Origin of the sequence: Streptomyces flavusporus (assembly GCF_046267975.1) — a bacterium.
Taxonomy (GTDB): domain Bacteria; phylum Actinomycetota; class Actinomycetes; order Streptomycetales; family Streptomycetaceae; genus Streptomyces; species Streptomyces flavusporus.
The window spans coordinates 3,021,151-3,038,301 of the sequence record NZ_CP176503.1 but is presented as its reverse complement, the minus strand read 5'-3'; the positions used below and the strand labels follow the sequence as shown (position 1 = coordinate 3,038,301).

General features: G+C 70.8%; 15 protein-coding genes. 8 read left to right on the top strand and 7 right to left on the bottom strand.

Going from position 1 to position 17,151, the window contains the following annotated elements; genetic code table 11:
- The first annotated feature begins 158 nt into the window (after positions 1-158).
- The 5 genes from ACKTSN_RS14345 (at position 159) to ACKTSN_RS14325 (ending at position 8,273) form a co-directional block, all read left to right on the top strand.
- The gene (locus ACKTSN_RS14345) at positions 159-1,247 is read left to right on the top strand and encodes a branched-chain amino acid aminotransferase (protein ID WP_409469481.1); all 1,089 of its coding nucleotides are present in this window, start codon (positions 159-161) and stop codon (positions 1,245-1,247) included.
- A 199-nt stretch (positions 1,248-1,446) separates the two neighbouring features.
- Positions 1,447-4,395 carry a CHAT domain-containing protein gene (locus tag ACKTSN_RS14340; protein WP_409469480.1) on the top strand — a complete coding sequence of 983 codons (2,949 nt, stop codon included), beginning with the start codon at positions 1,447-1,449 and terminating at the stop codon, positions 4,393-4,395.
- Entirely contained in the window at positions 4,392-4,889 is a 498-nt protein-coding gene (locus ACKTSN_RS14335; protein ID WP_409469479.1) for a hypothetical protein, read from the top strand. Before ACKTSN_RS14340 ends, ACKTSN_RS14335 begins: the two co-directional genes overlap by 4 nt.
- A 336-nt stretch (positions 4,890-5,225) precedes the next feature.
- Positions 5,226-6,830, top strand: a complete 1,605-nt coding sequence (gene cimA, locus ACKTSN_RS14330) for a citramalate synthase (RefSeq protein WP_409469478.1) — start codon at positions 5,226-5,228, stop codon at positions 6,828-6,830.
- A gap of 90 nt (positions 6,831-6,920) precedes the next feature.
- A complete protein-coding gene (locus ACKTSN_RS14325) occupies positions 6,921-8,273 on the top strand; it encodes a hypothetical protein (RefSeq protein ID WP_409469477.1) in 1,353 nt (450 codons plus the stop codon).
- Between the two features lie 68 nt (positions 8,274-8,341).
- Here the strand turns inward: ACKTSN_RS14325 and ACKTSN_RS14320 are convergent, their stop codons facing one another.
- The 4 genes from ACKTSN_RS14320 to ACKTSN_RS14305 all read right to left on the bottom strand — a co-directional run bounded on the left by ACKTSN_RS14320 (position 8,342) and on the right by ACKTSN_RS14305 (position 10,851).
- Entirely contained in the window at positions 8,342-9,124 is a 783-nt protein-coding gene (locus ACKTSN_RS14320; RefSeq protein ID WP_385264560.1) for a serine protease, read from the bottom strand.
- A gap of 181 nt (positions 9,125-9,305) precedes the next feature.
- Positions 9,306-9,806 carry an N-acetyltransferase gene (locus tag ACKTSN_RS14315; protein ID WP_409469476.1) on the bottom strand — a complete coding sequence of 167 codons (501 nt, stop codon included), beginning with the start codon at positions 9,804-9,806 and terminating at the stop codon, positions 9,306-9,308.
- A complete protein-coding gene (locus ACKTSN_RS14310; protein WP_409469475.1) occupies positions 9,803-10,033 on the bottom strand; it encodes a DUF397 domain-containing protein in 231 nt (76 codons plus the stop codon). The genes ACKTSN_RS14315 and ACKTSN_RS14310 overlap by 4 nt, the downstream gene beginning before the upstream one ends.
- Positions 10,030-10,851 (bottom strand): helix-turn-helix domain-containing protein, encoded by an 822-nt coding sequence (locus ACKTSN_RS14305; RefSeq protein WP_409469474.1) that lies wholly within the window; start codon positions 10,849-10,851, stop codon positions 10,030-10,032. The genes ACKTSN_RS14310 and ACKTSN_RS14305 overlap by 4 nt, the downstream gene beginning before the upstream one ends.
- 112 nt (positions 10,852-10,963) lie before the next feature.
- Between ACKTSN_RS14305 and ACKTSN_RS14300 the strand changes: the two genes are divergently transcribed.
- Positions 10,964-11,371, top strand: coding sequence for an ATP-binding protein (locus ACKTSN_RS14300; protein ID WP_409469473.1), 408 nt, complete (start codon positions 10,964-10,966; stop codon positions 11,369-11,371).
- 52 nt (positions 11,372-11,423) lie between these two features.
- On the opposite strand, the gene ACKTSN_RS14295 is transcribed toward ACKTSN_RS14300, so the two are convergent.
- Positions 11,424-12,035 carry a YceI family protein gene (locus tag ACKTSN_RS14295; protein ID WP_409469472.1) on the bottom strand — a complete coding sequence of 204 codons (612 nt, stop codon included), beginning with the start codon at positions 12,033-12,035 and terminating at the stop codon, positions 11,424-11,426.
- A 113-nt stretch (positions 12,036-12,148) separates the two neighbouring features.
- Here ACKTSN_RS14295 and ACKTSN_RS14290 point away from each other — a divergent pair, with 113 nt between their 5' ends.
- Entirely contained in the window at positions 12,149-13,486 is a 1,338-nt protein-coding gene (locus tag ACKTSN_RS14290; protein WP_409469471.1) for a glycosyltransferase, read from the top strand.
- A gap of 10 nt (positions 13,487-13,496) precedes the next feature.
- Here the strand turns inward: ACKTSN_RS14290 and ACKTSN_RS14285 are convergent, their stop codons facing one another.
- Together ACKTSN_RS14285 and hpnR are read right to left on the bottom strand one after the other, a co-directional pair.
- Positions 13,497-14,375: a DMT family transporter gene (locus tag ACKTSN_RS14285; protein ID WP_409469470.1), complete on the bottom strand. Its 879-nt coding sequence runs from the start codon at positions 14,373-14,375 to the stop codon at positions 13,497-13,499.
- An 18-nt stretch (positions 14,376-14,393) separates the two neighbouring features.
- Positions 14,394-15,893, bottom strand: coding sequence for a hopanoid C-3 methylase HpnR (gene hpnR, locus ACKTSN_RS14280; protein ID WP_409469469.1), 1,500 nt, complete (start codon positions 15,891-15,893; stop codon positions 14,394-14,396).
- A 321-nt stretch (positions 15,894-16,214) separates the two neighbouring features.
- On the opposite strand from hpnR, the gene ACKTSN_RS14275 reads away from it, so the two are divergent.
- Complete coding sequence (locus ACKTSN_RS14275) at positions 16,215-17,054, top strand: SDR family NAD(P)-dependent oxidoreductase (protein ID WP_409469468.1); 840 nt, start codon at positions 16,215-16,217, stop codon at positions 17,052-17,054.
- The last annotated feature ends 97 nt before the right edge of the window (positions 17,055-17,151 follow it).

The following is a 17,151-nucleotide window of genomic DNA, read 5'->3' as shown; positions in this document are numbered from 1 at the left end:
GCTTCGCTCGAGCAGGGGGACCCCCATCGGCAACCCGCGCGCGATAATCGAACGCGGAGCCGCGGAATGAGGGAATGCTCGGACGTCCTAGCACTGGCCACTGGCAGTACGGGGCGTGAGCGCGGCCCGTCACTACAACCGGTGAAGGACAACCACTCATGACGACGCCCACGATCGAGCTCAAGCCCTCCGCCAACCCGCTCTCCGATGCGGAGCGCGAGGCGATCCTCGCCAACCCCGGCTTCGGCCGCCACTTCACCGACCACATGGTCACCATCAAGTGGACCGAGGGCCGCGGCTGGCACGACGGACAGCTCGTCCCGTACGCGCCGATCTCCCTCGACCCCGCCACGACCGTCCTGCACTACGCGCAGGAGATCTTCGAGGGCCTCAAGGCCTACCGCCAGCCCGACGGCTCGGTCGCCACCTTCCGCCCGGACCAGAACGCCCTGCGCTTCCAGCGCTCCGCCCGCCGGCTCGCGATGCCCGAGCTGCCGGTCGAGACGTTCATCGAGGCCTGTGACGTGCTGGTCCGGCAGGACAAGGCGTGGGTCCCGGCGCACGGCGGCGAGGAGTCCCTCTACCTGCGCCCGTTCATGATCGCCACCGAGGTCGGCCTCGGCGTGAAGCCCGCCAACGAGTACCTCTTCCTGGTCATCGCCTCCCCGGCCGGCGCCTACTTCCCCGGCGGCGTCAAGCCGGTCTCCATCTGGGTCTCCGAAGACCGGGTCCGCGCCGTCCCCGGCGGGATGGGCGACGCCAAGACCGGCGGCAACTACGCCGCGTCCCTCCTCGCCCAGGCCGAGGCCGCCGCCAAGGGCTGCGACCAGGTCTGCTACCTCGACGCGGTCGAGCACAAGTGGGTCGAGGAACTCGGCGGCATGAACCTGTACTTCGTGTACGGCGACCGCATCGTCACGCCGTCTCTGACAGGCTCCATCCTGGAGGGCGTCACCCGCGACAGCCTGCTCACCGTCGCCCGTGACCTCGGCTACGAGGCCGAGGAGGGCCGCGTCTCCGTCGACCAGTGGCAGCGCGACACCGAGAACGGCACCCTCACCGAGGTCTTCGCCTGCGGCACGGCCGCCGTCATCACCCCGGTCGGCACGGTCAAGCGCGACGGCGGCGAGTGGCAGCACTCCGGGGGCGAGCCCGGCGAGGCCACGCTGCGCCTGCGACAGGCCCTGTTGGACATCCAGCGGGGGACGGCCGGGGACAAGCACGGCTGGATGCACCGGCTGGGCTGAGCCCCGGGCCGCGCCTGCGGGCAGCATGGGCTCCGGCCGGGGCGGATTCGCCAGGCCGGGCCCACGCGTCCACGCCGAGTGCCCGCCAAGTTGATGAAGAAGCCCGCCGCGGTCCCGGGGCGGGCTTCGCCGTGGCATGGTGGGATTCCGGTCGGCGCGGGTGGGGGAGGTGGCCTTGGGAGTGACGGGGGAGGCGGCCTTGGAAGCACTGGATTTCTCCGCGGAGATCGGCGCCGGGAGCGGACCCGGCGACAGCGATCCCGGTCGCCCGCACCTGTACGAGATCATTCTGCGCGGACCCGATGGCGCCGAGACGTCCGTCGTGCAGCCGTTCCCGCTGCCGCCCGCCGAACTGCGCATCCTGGACACCACGATCCCGCACGCCGTGCTCAGCTCCTCCGCGCAGCTCCGGCGCGGTGCCACCGACGACGAATTACCGGTACGGGAGCTCGGCCGACGGCTGTTCGACTTCCTGATGGCGGGCGACGGCCGTGCGCTGTTCGCCGCCGCCCGGCACCGCGCGGCCCGCGACGAACGCCCACTACGGATCGTCCTGCGCATCCGCCCGCCCGAACTCGCCCGCCTGCCCTGGGAGTTCCTCTTCGACGAGAGCGAGAACAGTTACGTCTGCTCGACCATGCCCCTCGTACGGCATCCCCAAGTCGGCAGCCCTCAGCGGCCGTTGCTGGTCCAGCCGCCCCTGCGGGTGCTCTGCATGGCGGCCCGCCCCGACGACCGGGAGCCACTCGCGGTCCGCGCCGAACAGGAATGGCTGGCCGGCGCGCTCTCCGGCCTGGCCGACCAAGGGCTGATCGAACTCGCCTGGACCAAGGGGCAGACCTGGCGCGATCTGCGGGCGGCGCTGCGCGGATCCGGAGGACCCTGGCACGCTTTCCACTTCATCGGCCACGGCGGTTTCGACACGGTCGGGCAGGAGGGCACCCTCGCCCTCGCCGACGAGGACGGCGGCACCTATCAGCTGGGCGCTGAGGACCTCGCCATGATGCTGGCGGGCCACCACTCACTGCGCCTGGTGGTGCTCAACGCCTGCGAGACCGGTCGCTCCGCCGACCGCGATCCCTTCTCCAGCGTCGCGGGCGCGTTGATGCGCCGGGGGGTGACCGCCGCGGTCGCCATGCAGTACCCGATCTCCAACCGGGCCGCCGTCGAGTTCAGCCGCACCTTCTACGAGTCCCTCGCGCACCGCCGCCCGGTCGACGAGGCCGTGACGGAGGCCCGCCAGGCGATCCGTCTCGCCCAGCGCCGGACGCTGGAGTGGGGGACGCCGGTGCTCTACATGCGTGCCCTGGACGGGCACCTCTTCGACATCGGCGTCGGCGGGGCGCGCGGCGAGGCTGCCCTCGATGACCTGAGCGCGCTGTACGTGGAGGGTCTCGCGAGCTTCTACAAGCAGCGCTGGGACAGGGCCGTCGAGATCTTCCGGGAGGTGCAGGCCCGGGATCCCGGCTACGAGGACGTGCAGGCCAAGTTCGCGCAGTCCGAACGCATGCGTCGTCTCCATCTTCTCTACGAAGCGGGCCTGGGTGCTGCCGAGGCACAGCAGTGGGACGCAGCCGTGGAACATCTGGAGGCGGTGGTCGCCAGTGAACCGGGTTTCCTCGACGCGGAGTTCCGCTTGGAGGACGCCCGGCGCCGCAGAACGGCCGCGGGGCTGCGTGCGGAGGCGGCGGGTCTGCATGCCGCGGGCGAGTGGGAGGCGGTCGTGGCGGTCGGCACCCGCCTTGCCGAACTCATGCCGGAGGAGCCTGATCCGGATGGGGTGGTGGCGGATGCACGGGGGAGGCTGGCGAATACCTGGCCGGAGGTGGATCGATGGCCGGGAGTGAGTGCCTGGGCCGAGGCCGATTCCCGGGCGAAATCGTGGAAGGCCAGGCGGGAGGCCGACGCGAAGAAGGCTGAGCCCGAGGTCGGAGTGGCTGAGCCCGAGGTCGGAGTGGCTGAGCCCGAGGTCGGAGTGAGGGTGGCCGATTCTCCCGGTGGTGTGGATGAGGCCGGTATGGGAGGGGCCGGTCCGTCACCGGTCCGGTCCGGGCCGGACCGGCTCGCCGGAGTGCACTTCTACGGGGAGCCGTCGGGCCGGAACATCGGCGGCGAGTCCCCGGAGCGAGACGGCGAGGAGAGCGCATGGATCGGGCGGGAGGCCTTCGTCCTCAAGGCGTCGACCCGGGACGTGCGGATCCGGACACCGAGGACGCCGAGGTACTGCGCGTTCAGCCCCGACGGAACCTGGCTGGCCATCGGCTGTAACGGGGGGCAGGTGGTGGTGACCGACATCTACGGCGGGAGAAGACTGCAGCTGCGGCACGGCAGCATGGTCGAGAGGGCGGAAAACGTGATCGCCGGAGAGGCCGACTGGGCGTCGGTGGCACTGTCGCCGGGCGGCGATCGGATCGCGACCCAAGTGCATCCGGCCGTGCGTGTCTGGGACGTCGCCACGGGGACAAAGATCGCGCAGTGGCGGACGAACCGCGGCTGGGGCGGTGCCGCCCTCGGTGCGGAGGGCGGCCACGTCCTGTTCCCGGGGAATACCGCGGGCGCGTTCATCTGGGACGTACAGGCGGACGCGGTCCGTCAACTCGAGGCGCAGACGGCGCCGCTCGGAACCGTCGTCGCTTCCGCGGACGGCACGCGGTTCGCCACCGTCGACCGGCACCAGGGCCGGTTCGCTCGGGGTCCGGGCGCATCAGCGTCGGTGTTCGTGCGGATCTGGGACGCGGCCACCGGCCGACTCCTTTTCGAGCGGGACTGCGGACAGCGCGCACTCGGCTTGGCGTTGAGCCCGGACAACTCCCGGTTCGCGACGTGGAGCGGCCGCGATGTGTGGCTCTGGAGCACGGACGGCAGTGAGGCAACACAGCTCTCCTACGTTCTGCCGATCGAGAAGGTGGCCTACAACCACGACGGCTCCCGCCTCGTCATCGCGGGCAGCAACAACGTCGTGGTGAGTGACCTGAGCACCGGACAGCTGCTGTACTCCCGCCAGTACTTCGGGTGTGAGTTCCACGCAGTCTGTTTCGGCCCCGACCAGCACGCCCGAGCCCTCGTCACCCGTGGCACACAAGCCTGGCTGACCCGCATCGACAAGCCGCCGGAAGAAACCGACAAATTCTGGGGAGCCAGCACATGACCGCCGACGCCACTGCCCAGCCCCCCTACCCCGCCGACCTGTTCGTCGACGAGAAAACCCCGGCCGGCCACGAGGCACCCCTCGTGGAAGCCCTCACCTCGCTGGGGTTCGCGGTCCGGGCCAGAGCCGTACCGACACGGCGTCCCGTCGAGCAGCTGGCCTGGATCATGCTGATCGCCCTCCCGCTGCAGGCCTTTCTCAGCGCGCTCGGGAGCAAGCTGGCGGAGGACACCCATCAGTTCCTGCGCAACGCGATCGCCAAGGTGGGGCGGCGCGATTCCGGGACGTCGGAGCCGTCGGCCGAGACTGTCGGGCCCGTCGTCCTCCAGGACCCGGCCACCGGCCTCCAGATCATCCTCGGCCCCCACCTGGACGAGGAGGCTTACCGCAAGCTCCGCGCCCTCGACCTCTCGCAGTACACCCACGGCCCCGTCCGCTACGACACCGCAGAGGGCCGCTGGCTCTCCGACATCGACGAGGCGACGAGACGATGACCCGTCTTCGTACGTCATCTGCACCGAGTACCACAGTGTTCGCATCCTGAGACGGAGAGTGAGCACGGGGGCGGTCTGTGCCAAACTGCCCTCGTGCTCTCGTTCGCCACGATTATTGGCAGCAGGCGCGCCGGTCCGCAGTGACCGCCACGTACGACCACGTACGGGCGGACACCGTCGTCCTCGACCCGCGCGCAGACCTCTCGCACCCGCGAGAGGTTTTTCGCATTTCTGGCCCACCTTCAGCCGGAGGCACCGCGCGCGGGATCATTGGGGGACGGTGGAGCCGGTCATTCCGGTACAGACCGAGATCCATACATCAGGAGCCTTCAGACCATGACGGAAACCAGCGAGCTCGACGACTCGTTCCACGTCTTCGACACCACCCTGCGCGACGGCGCCCAGCGGGAGGGCATCAACCTGACCGTCGCCGACAAGCTGGCCATCGCACGGCACCTGGACGACTTCGGCGTGGGCTTCATCGAGGGCGGCTGGCCGGGCGCCAACCCGCGGGACACCGAGTTCTTCGCCCGCGCCCAGCAGGAGATCGACTTCCGGCACGCCCAGCTCGTCGCCTTCGGCGCCACCCGCCGCGCCGGCACCACCGCTGCCGAGGACCCGCAGGTCAAGGCTCTTCTGGACTCGGGCGCCCCGGTGATCACGCTGGTCGCCAAGTCCCACGACCGGCATGTGGAACTGGCCCTGCGCACCACGCTCGACGAGAACCTCGAGATGGTCCGCGACACGGTGTCGTACCTGCGCGAGCAGGGCCGCCGCGTCTTCGTCGACTGCGAGCACTTCTTCGACGGCTACCGCGCGAACCCCGAGTACGCCAAGGCCGTCGTCCGTACGGCGTCGGAGGCCGGCGCCGATGTCGTCGTGCTGTGCGACACCAACGGCGGCATGCTCCCGGCGCAGGTCCAGGCGGTCGTCTCCACGGTCCTGGCCGACACTGGCGCCCGGCTCGGCATCCACGCCCAGGACGACACGGGCTGCGCGGTCGCCAACACCCTCGCCGCGGTGGACGCGGGCGCGACCCATGTGCAGTGCACGGCGAACGGCTACGGCGAGCGCGTCGGCAACGCCAACCTCTTCCCGGTCGTGGCGGCCCTGGAGCTGAAGTACGGCAAGAAGGTGCTGCCCGAGGGCCACCTCCGCGAGATGACGCGCATCAGCCACGCCATCGCGGAGGTCGTGAACCTCACCCCGTCCACGCACCAGCCCTATGTAGGCGTGTCCGCCTTCGCGCACAAGGCGGGCCTGCACGCCTCCGCCATCAAGGTCGACCCGGACCTGTACCAGCACATCGACCCCGAACTGGTCGGCAACACCATGCGCATGCTGGTCTCCGACATGGCGGGCCGCGCCTCCGTCGAGCTCAAGGGCAAGGAGCTCGGCATCGACCTCGGCGGCGACCGCGAGGTGGTCGGGCGGGTCGTCGAGCGCGTGAAGGAGCGGGAGCTCAAGGGCTACACGTACGAAGCCGCCGACGCCTCCTTCGAGCTGCTGCTGCGCACCGAGGTCGAGGGCAAGCCCCTGAAGTACTTCGAGGTCGAGTCCTGGCGCGCGATCGTCGAGGACCGCCCTGACGGCAGCCACGCCAACGAGGCCACGGTGAAGCTGTGGGCCAAGAGCGAGCGCATCGTCGCGACCGCGGAGGGCAACGGCCCGGTCAACGCCCTCGACCGCGCCCTGCGCGTCGCACTGGAGAAGATCTACCCGCAGCTCGCCAAGCTCGAGCTGGTCGACTACAAGGTCCGCATCCTCGAGGGCAAGCACGGCACCCAGTCCACGACCCGCGTCCTGATCTCCACGTCCGACGGGGCGGGGGAGTGGTCGACGGTGGGCGTCGCGGAGAACGTCATCGCCGCGTCGTGGCAGGCCCTCGAGGACGCGTACACCTACGGCCTGCTGCGGGCCGGCGTGGAGCCCGCCGCGTAAGGCGCTCGGCGGCGCGGGGGTGCCGGTCCCGGGGAAATCCTCCCCGGGACCGATGTCCTTTTCTGTCCCAGTTCCGGTAGCTTCGAACATATGAAGGCTGCGCTGGTACAAAGGCTTCTACGCCTGTTGATCGTGCCTGTCGCCGCCGTGCTGGCGGCGCTGCTGGTCGCTGCGCCGGGCGCGTACGCGGCCACCGACCTGTCCAAGGTCGCCGAGGCCCTGCGCGAGAGTCCGGTCTACGTGGACCCGGCCGCGTCCGACGTGCTGTCGGAGTCGGACGCCGACGCGCTCGCCGACAAGATCCGGGACGCGGACAAGCCCGTCTTCGTGGCGGTCCTCCCGTCCGATTACCCCACGCAGAACCTCTTCCAGAACCTGCGCACGGAAACCGGCGTCACGGGCCTGTACGGCATCCGGCTCGGCGACGAGTTCGACGCGCGGGCCGACAGCGCCGTGCTGAGCCGCAATGCCGTGTCCAACCTGGTCACGTCCGTGCAGAGCGCGGGCGACGCCAAGGCCCAGCTGAACGACTTCGTCGACGGCGCGCTGCGCAACGTGGGCGGCACGGCGCCGAGCAGCTGGAGCGAGGGCACCGGCGACGGCGTGTCGACGACCGCGCTGATCACCTTCGGTGCGGTGCTGGTGGCCGGTGGCGCGGGCGCGTACACGCTGGTCCGCCGCAACCGCCTCCGCCACGAGGAGGACCAGCGGGCGGCGCTGGAGAAGCTGCGCGTCGTGGTCGACGAGGACATCACGGCCTTCGGCGAGGAACTGGACCGGCTGGACTTCCACCCCGCCGAACCCGGCGCCGACGACGCCATGCGCGCGGACTACGAACGCGCGCTGGACGCGTACGACAAGGCGAAGTCGCTCATGGCGGCCGCGCAGAAACCCGAGGACGTACGCGCGGTGACCCAGTCGGTGGAGGACGGCCGCTTCTCGCTCTCCGTCCTGGCCGCCCGCCGCGAGGGCCGCCCGCTCCCCGAGCGTCGCCCGCCCTGCTTCTTCGACCCGCGCCACGGTCCCTCGGTCGCCGACGCGACCTGGACACCGTCCGGCGGTGCGACCCGCGAGGTCCCGGTCTGTGCGGCGGACCAGGCCCGCCTCGCCGACGGTACCGACCCCATGGTCCGTGAGGTGGACACCGAATACGGCCGCCGCCCGTACTGGGAGGCGGGCCCGGCCTACGGCCCCTGGGCCGGCGGTTACTTCGGGGGCGGCATCCTCCCCGGCCTGCTCATCGGCACGCTGCTCGGCAACATGATGGCCACCCCGGGCTACGCCGCCGACTACGGCTCCGGCTACGGCGACTTCGGCGCCGGTGGTTACGAGGGCGGGGACGTCTCGGGCGCGGACTTCAACACCGACGACTTCAGCGGCGGCTGGGGTGGCTTCGGTGGTGGGGACTTCGGCGGTGGCGGGGACTTCGGGGGCGGGTTCTGAGCCGCGTCTGCTGAGTGTGGAACGGGCCCGGTGCTGGACAGCACCGGGCCCCGTACGTGTACGGAAGCTCAGAGCGTGGCCGCCGCCGAGGCGATGGCGGAGGCGAAGGTGGAGACCTCGGTGTAGACACCGGGGGCGTTGGGCCGGGCGCAGCCTATGCCCCAGCTGGTGATGCCGACCTGGATCCAGGCGCCGGCCGCATCCCTGCGGAACATGGGGCCACCGGAGTCGCCCTGGCAGGTGTCGACGCCGCCCGCCGTGTAGCCGGCGCAGATCTCCTCGTTCGCGATGAGGCCGCTGTAGCCGCTGTAGGAGCGGCAGGTGGCGTCACTGACGAACGGCACGTTCGCCTTGAGGAGGTAGCGCTGCTGGCCGCCGCCCTCGGTGGCGGCACCCCATCCGGCGATGGTGAAGGTGCCGGTGTTGTACTGCGTGGTCGTGGCGATCTTCAGGGTCGGCAGGTTGATCGGCTGGGCGAGCTTGATCAGGGCCCAGTCCTTGCCATTGCCGTTGTAGCCGGGGGCCCGGTAGACCTTGGTGGACCGGACCTGGACGCGACCGCTCGTGGACTGCAGGTCCACGACGCCCGCGGTGGCGGTGATGCTGGTGTTGTTGCCGGTGGCGCCCACACAGTGCGCGGCGGTCAGCACGATCTGCTGCGTGTACAGCGCGCCGCCACAGCCCATCGACAGCCGGACCATGAACGGGAACTCGCCCTGCGCGGCGCGGGTACCGCCGACGACGGGTGCGGGGGCCGCCTGCGCGTTGGACACGGGCTGAAGGCTGACGACCGCGAGCGCGGCCGCACCGGCGACCGCGCATCTCTTGAGGGCCTTGAGGAGGGTTCTCATGCGATGCCTTCCGTGGGGGGTGGGAGAGGAAGCTGGAAATGGCGAGAGCATGCCAAGCAACTGACCCCAAGAGGCCTACTGGCAAGGACACGTCAAATCCTGGTGCTGGATTATGAGAACGCTGTGAGCGCGCACACAAGGGGCACAATCCAGCCAGGCCACCCCGGCCGGGCCGGCGACCTCACTCCGCGTCGGGCAGCGCCAGCCACTCGTCCCAGGTCAGATCCCGCCCGACGAACCGCGGCCGCCGGAACGGCCACTCCTCGGCGATCCATCGCGGCACGAACGCGTCGAGCGCCCGCTCCAGCCGCCCGCCGACCTCACTGTCGACCACCCACCAGGAGATCTCCGCATCGGCCCCGGCCTTCTGCGGCGGATCGATGTAGACGCATCCGCGAAGAGCGGTCCCGTCCTGCGTCTCCACGGTGTAGTTGAAGGACTCGTGCGCGTCGATCTCGGCGGCGTGCCGCTCCAGATCCTCCCGGTTGGCCTCGTACGACATCGTGGCCGAAGGCCAGCCCCACGCCTTCCCGTAGATGGACCACAACCGCTCCCGCGACCCCATCACGGCCGGATAGTCCAACGGCGCGTCCGCCCCGCTGATCGGTCGCAGATGATGCCCGTCCCCGTCGGGGATCTCGACGCGAAGGGGGTGCACGAAGTCGCGCGGCAACCAGGTCATGCGAGCCGGCCGAGGAAGGTGGTCCAGGTGTCGAGGGAGACAGTGAGGACGGGGCCGTCGGGGGTCTTGGAGTCGCGGATGTGGATGGCGGAGGGGTGGGTGGCGACCTCGACACAGTTGCCGCCCTCGTCGCTGCTGTAGCTGGACTTGCGCCAGTCGTAGGCGACTTCTACGCAGTTGCCGCCCTCGCTGCCGCTGTAGCTGGACTTGAACCATGCGGTCTTCATGACTCTCCTAGAAGTCCGTTCAAGAGGCGCACGCTCTCGTCGGGTGAGAGGGCCTGTGACCGCAGCATTCCATACTTGTGGTGATAGTCGCTGACCTCGTCGGGATCATCGACGAGGATGCTGGCGCGGTGCGCCTCCAGGTAGGCCAGGCGCTCGTACTCTGGGGTTTCCAGCAACAACATGGGGCCAGCGAGGCCACAGTGCGGTGTCCGGTCCATGGGCATGATCTGAAAGCCCATGTGGACGGGTTCGGTGTACTCCAGAATCTGGCGGATCTGCTCTCGCATCACTTCCGGCCCGCCGACCTGCCGCCGCAGGATGCTCTCCTCCAGGATGAAGTGGCCCACAGGCGGCCGATCCCGCTGCCAGACCAACTGTCGCTCCATGCGGGCGTTCACCCACTGCTCGGCTGTCTCGCTCTGGATTGCTGGATGCCGGTAGTCGAAGACGGCGCGGCAGTAGTCCCTGGTCTGGAGGAGCCCCGGAACCACCTGAGCCTCGTACGAGAGGATGCTGACCGCCTCCTGCTCGTGATCCACAAGCCCCTGCGCAAACTGCACGATCCGCTCCCGCACCGGCATCTTCTCCACCAGCACGGCCAACACCCCACCCGTCCCCAGCAGTTCGTCGAACTGCTCCGCACGATCCGGCTGAAGCGCGAGCCTCCCCTGCTCGATGGATCTCACGGTGTCCACATGAATGCTCGCCATCTCGGCGAACTGCTCCTGCGTGAGGCGGGCCTGCTTCCGGCAGTGCGCGAGCACCGCACCGACCGCCTGCCACGAACCGACCTTCTTGGGCTTCTTCGCCGAGTGCATGCGTGACCCTTTCCCCCGTGCACAGCCGAAGTCCTCGTAGTGAGCTCGTAGCAATCAGGACTACGACCTCACTCACTGATCCACGATAGTGACTCCCTGTGACAGTGGCCGCATGAACGCACAACCCCAACACCCCCACACCCGCGAGGTGTTCTACCGTCGGGACCGCAGATCGGTGGGCCACGCCCGTGAGTTCACGCGTCAGACGCTCGCGGACTGGGCCATGACCGAGCGCAGCGACGACGTACTGCTCTGCGTAAGCGAGTTGGCGACGAACGCGTTACTCCACGGCGCACCGCCCGGCCGCGGTTTCGCCGTGCGCCTGACGCTGTACGGCGACGGCGTACTGCGCGCCGAGGTTCACGACAGTGGTGCCGGTAAGGTGCACGCCCCGGACGCCCCGTCGGACTCCGAACACGGCCGCGGCCTCCTGCTCGTCGCCGCGCTCGCCGACAAGTGGGGCGTGGGGGAACGCAACCCCGGCAAGATCGTGTGGTGCGAGTTCGAGGGCCGACGGTGACCAGGGCCGCCCAGCGGGCGGCCCTGGTGTCAGGTCACGCGATGCGCGAGGTTCACGCGTTCCGGATCGCCGAGATGTCGAAGTTCAGCTTGATCTTGTCGGAGACCAGGACGCCGCCCGTCTCTAGCGCCGCGTTCCAGGTCAGGCCCCACTCGGAGCGCTTGATCTCGGCCTTGCCCTCGAAACCGACCCGGTCGTTGCCGAAGGGGTCCTTCGCGGCGCCGTGGAACTCCAGGTCGATGGTGAGCGGCTTGGTGACGCCGAGGATCGACAGGTCGCCGGTGATGCGGTACTCGTCGCCGCCGAGGGCCTCCGCCTTGGTGGAGCGGAAGGTCATCGTCGGGAACTCGTCGGTCTTGAAGAAGTCCGAGCTCTTCAGGTGGCCGTCGCGGTCGGCGTTGCCCGTGCTGACGCTGTCCATCTTGACGTCGATGGAGGCGGTGGACTTCGAGGGGTCGGTGCCGTCCAGGTGCAGCGAGCCGGTGAAGTCAAGGAAGGAGCCCTTGACGTTCGTGACCATGGCGTGGCGGGCGACGAAGCCGATCGTCGTGTGTGCGGAGTCGATCGTGTAGTCGCCGGTCAGCGCGGCCAGGTCGGGGTTCACGGCGGTGTTCTCGGTCGAGGTGTTGGCGGTGTCGGAGTTCTTCTTGCCGAAGATACCCATGGTGTGCTCCTCAGGGGACGGGGCTGTTGAGCCTTCATGCTGTTGAAGATTCAACGACATCAACAGAACCGACCGTAGACCTATTCCGTTCAATTTTCAACGTCATCTCTCGGGTGTCGCGGTTGGATCACCGGCCGGGGTGGTACCCGCTGATCGTGTTCTCGGTCGCGGTCCTGGTCGAGCTGATGCGAAGCAGCACGTCAGGCGGGCACGTCAAATGCTGGGAGCGCTTCGCGGAGAGCGCCGCCCGGCTGCCGGAACGCGCGCCGGACGCCCCCGGCCTCGATCTGACCGTCTACTTTCTCGGCGAGCGGGAACGGGTGGAGGCCCTCTCCCCGCACGTACGGTTCGTCATGCTGCGGCCGGCCCTCGCCACCTCCGCCCTGATGTCGGCGGACGGAGCGGAGGACGTCTCCGACCTCGCCCCCCACCATCGCCGGCTGGCCGCCCTGCTGCCCCGGCACGACGTCTGGCATCTGACGCACAGCTTCGCCTACGCCGCCACCGCGGTGCGGCTGGCCCACCGCGCCGCCCGCGACGGCGCCCGGACGCCCCGGCTCGTGGCGTCCGTGCACACCGACGTCCCCGCGCTGGCCTCCGTCTACAGCCGCTACCTCGCCGACCGGTGGCTGCCCGGCGCCCACCGCAGGACGGACGAGTTCCTCTCGGCCCGCGCCGAGACCCTGTTGCGCCGGCGGCGGGACCGGCTCCTGGGCGCCTGCGAACGGGTGCTGGTCCCCACCCCGGCCGGCGTCGCGGAACTCGGGCGGACCCTGGGCGCCGACCGGGTCGCCCTGCTCCGCCGCGGCATCGACCACCGGCGCTTCCGGCCCGACCCCACGGCCAGGGCCCGGCTCGCCCGGGAGTACGGCGTACCGGCCGACCGCCCGCTGGTGCTGTTCGCCGGCCGGCTGGACGCCACCAAGGGCGTGCCGCTGCTCGCCGAGAGCGTATGGCGCCTGCGCGCCCGCGGAACGGCCGTGCACCTCGTCATGGCCGGCTCGGGCGCGGAGGCGGACGCGGTCCGGCGGGTCCTCGGACCGGACGTCACCCTGCTCGGCACCCTCCCGCAGGAACGGCTGGCCCCGGTCTACGCCGGCTGCGACGTCTTCGCCTTCCCGTCCCGCACGGAGACCTGCGGCAACGTCGTCGCCGAGGCGATGGCGAGTGGCCTGGCGGTCCTGCTGCCCGAGGGCGCGCGCACCACACAGTGGCTGGCCGCGTCGGGCCGGGACGGGGTCGTCGTACGACGTGACGACCCCGGGGACTGGTCGGACGCTCTGGGCGCGCTGGTCGCCCAGCCACGGCTGCTGGACGCGGTACGCCACCGCGCCGCGGTCACTGCGCGGGACACGCACCCCTCCTGGGACCGCGTCCTGACCGAGGACCTCCTCCCCGTCTGGACGACGCCCGCCCCCTCCCACCGCAGCGGCGCACCGCGCGCGGCGTGAGCGGGCCGGCTCACGCCGGACCGGCCGCCCTGCGTCCCCGCAGCGCCGCGATCACCGGTGACGAGTCCAGGCTCACGATCCCGGCCGTCACCAGCGCCAGCCCCGTCACCGTGACCGCGCTGACCGGCCAGCCCGTGCGGACGGCCTCCCCGAAGACCGTCGTGCCCACCGTCACGGCGACCACCGGCTCCGTCGCGTCGATCACCGTCATGCTCGCGGCCAACGGTCCCTGCTGAAAGGCGCTCTGGATGAGCAGCAGGCCAACCACACTGGCCGCCACCAGGGCGTAGGTCTGCCAGGCGGACAGCGCGGAGCCGAGCCCGTGCCTCAGGCGTTCCACGGTGGCGGCCAGCAGCACGGACTGGGTGCCCATGACCGCCCCGGCCGCCAGGGCCGTCGCCGACGCCCGCCAGGGCCCGGTCAGCAGCCGGGCGGCCGTCAGCGCAGCGGCGACCAGCGTGGCGGTCGCGCCCAGGATCAGCAGCCAGGACAGCGCTCCCGCTGACTCCGGGTGGCCGCCGTGCGGGCGGGCGGAGAGCAGGGCGAGGGCGAGGCCGACCGCCACGGCGAGCGTGCCGAACCACTCCCGGCCACCGAGCCGCATGCGGTGCAGCCACGCGGACAGCGGCACGGCGAAGACCAACTCGGCGACGATCAGCGGCTGGACGAGGCTGAGCGGCCCGAACGCCAGGGCCAGCGACTGGAATCCGTACGCCACCACGGCCAGTCCGATCCCGCACAGCCACAGCGGCTCCCGCACCAGATGGCCCAACAGGCGCGGGGACAGCGCCTCTTCGTCCGGCCGCCCGCCCGCCGCCCACTGCTGGAGGACGCCCGCGACGGCGAAGCAGACAGCGGCGGCGAGTGAGGCGAGGACGGCGATCGGCATACGCCCGCGCCCGTCCGGTTACTCGGTGGTCCGGCGGCCCGGTGCGCCCTGCGTCGCCCCCCGGGTGTGGACGTACAGCTGACGCCGGTCGGTGACGTCGAGGTGCTGCGGCAGGGGCAGTTCGTAGCGGACGGGCCTGGTGTGATCGGCGATCTGGCGGCGCGGGTTGTAGACCTGGTTGAACTTCCACAGCATGCGGGCGAAGTTCGTCTGCCCGTGCAGCAGGTTGCGGCCGAGCACGCGGGCCGCACCGAAGGCCGTGCGCAGTCCCAGATGCTTGCGGTTGATCACGGCCTGGGTGCGCACCAGCTCCTCGTAGAACCGCTCCAACGGCAGGGCCGTGGGCACCACGGCGTGCTGGATGTCGAAGAGGCGGTAGTCGCGGGTGGTGAGCCGGCGCGACTCGGTGTGCCAGATCTCCGTCCCCGGATACGGCGTCATCACGGTGAAGTGCACGATCTCCGGCACGGCCAGCGCGAACTCCCGCACCACCCGGAAGCGTTCCTCGTCCCAGGCCGGGTCGACGATCAGGTTGATGGCGACCTTGATGCCGAGCCGGCGGGCCGTCCGAAGGGCACGGAGGTTCTCGTCGGGGCTGACCCGCTTGCGGTACAGCTCCAGTCCCTCCGCGTCGATCGCCTCCATGCCGAGGAACATGTAGCGCAGCCCCAGCCGCGCCCACCGCTCGAACACCTCGGGGTGGCGCAGCAGTACGTCGCTGCGGGTCTCCAGGTAGTAGCGCTTGCGGATGCGGCGGCGCTCCACCTCCGCGGCGATGGCGTCCCCGTGTTCGGGCCGGATGAAGGCGACGTCGTCGACGATGAACACGTTGGGCTCCCGGATGCCCGCCAGGTCGGCCGCCGCCGCCTCGGGAGAGGCCTTGCGGTAACTGCGGCCGTAGAACGTCCACGCCGAGCAGAACGAGCAGTCCCAGGGACAGCCGCGGGTGAACTCGACGGAGGCGCACGGGTCCAGTTCGCCGATGAAGTAACGGCGCCGGTTGCGCATCAGGTCGCGCGCCGGGGTGGGGGAGTCGATGCTGTGCACCATCAGCGGCGCCGGACCGCGCCCGTCGGCCGTGACGATCCCGGGCACCCCCGACACCCCGCCGTCGCGGATCGCCGCCAGCAGCGGTGGGACGGCCGGCTCGCCCTCGCCGCGGACCACCGCGTCCACCGCCTCCTCGGCCTGCTCCAGCACCTCCTCGGCGACGAAGGACACACTGTGTCCGCCGAAGAACACGAAGCAGCCCGGTACCGCCCGCTTCACCTCGGCGGCCAGCTCGATCGCCTCCGGGATGTTCGCCAGGTAGTTCAGCGAGACCCCGAGGGCCTGAGGGCGGAAGGACCGGACCTCGTCGCGCAGTTGCCTCCGGCCGGTCACCTGCAGATCCACGACCCGCACCTCGTGCCCGGCGTCCCGAGCGGCGCCCGCGACCCGTTCCAGGCCCAGAGGTTCGAGCCGCAGGAAGATCTCGGAATACATCAGGGCGCTGGGGTGGACGAGCAGCAATCGCATGGTGACCTCGTCACGTGAACCGGACGGAACCGGAGTTGGGGGAGCTTCCGGGGTTTCCCCTTCGTATCCCGGTAAACCGCGCCGCGTACCGCCCGTACCGCCGCCTGGGTGTACCGCGCGGCCCGCAGGAGTGGTCCTGCCGCGTCGGTACGTGACCGATGCGGCCCCCGGCCCGCCGAAGGGACGACCGGGCGGCGGGCGGCGATTCGGGTGAGCTCGCCGCGGACGGACCGCCCCAGAACTGGCGCCGGGGACCGCACAGGCGGTGTCCTGGACTACGTGTCCCGGAAAACCGGACCCACAGCGCAGGGAGACCGACTCGTGACCCACACCGGCTCCGGTTCCACCTACGACCCGAAGGCACGTCCCGTCCTCACTCCGGCGGCGGTGCGCGAACACCGGCCGCCGCACCGCACCGACCGGCCCGTGGCACTCGTCACCGGCGCCTCCTCGGGCATCGGCGCTGCCACCGCCCGGCGCTTCGCCACCGGCGGCTGGCAACTGATCGTCAGCGGACGGGACCGGATCCGGCTGGAGGAGACGGCCGCCGGGACATCGGCCCTCGTCCTGCCCGCCGACCTCGCCGCCCCCGACGGTCCCCGCCTGCTGGCCGAGTCCGCGCTGCGCGCCACCGGCCGGATCGACGTCCTGGTCGCCGGAGCGGGCATCGGCTGGGCCGGCCCCTTCGTGACGATGCCCGCCGCCGCCATCGACCGGGTGCTGGCCGTCGACCTCAACGCCACGCTGCTGCTGGTCCGGGAGGTCCTGCCCGCCATGGTGAGCGCCGGCCGCGGGCGGGTGGTGCTCGTCGGCTCGGTCGCGGGCTGTGTGGGGGTGCGGGAGGAGGCCGTGTACTCCGCCGCCAAGGCCGGTATCGCCGCGTTCGCCGAGGCCCTGCGGCAGGAACTGCGCGGCACCGGCGTGGGCGTGACGCTCGTTGTGCCGGGCCCGGTGGACACCGCCTTCTTCGCCCGCCGCGGCACTCCCTACCAGCGCACCCGCCCACGCCCCACGACGCCCGGCCGGGTCGCCGCCACGGTCTGGGACGCGGTCCGGCGTGGCCGGGACGACGTCTACGTCCCCGGCTGGCTGACCCTGCCGGGCCGGGTGCGCGGCCTCGCGCCCGCGGTGTACCGCCGGCTGCTGAACCGGTTCGGCTGAGGCCCGGTATCCTCGCGTGTCACCCGAGGGATGGCATGCGCCCGACCTGAATGTGGCGTGACTCCCAGCCGACGAGTTTGTACGACCCCTACAAGCC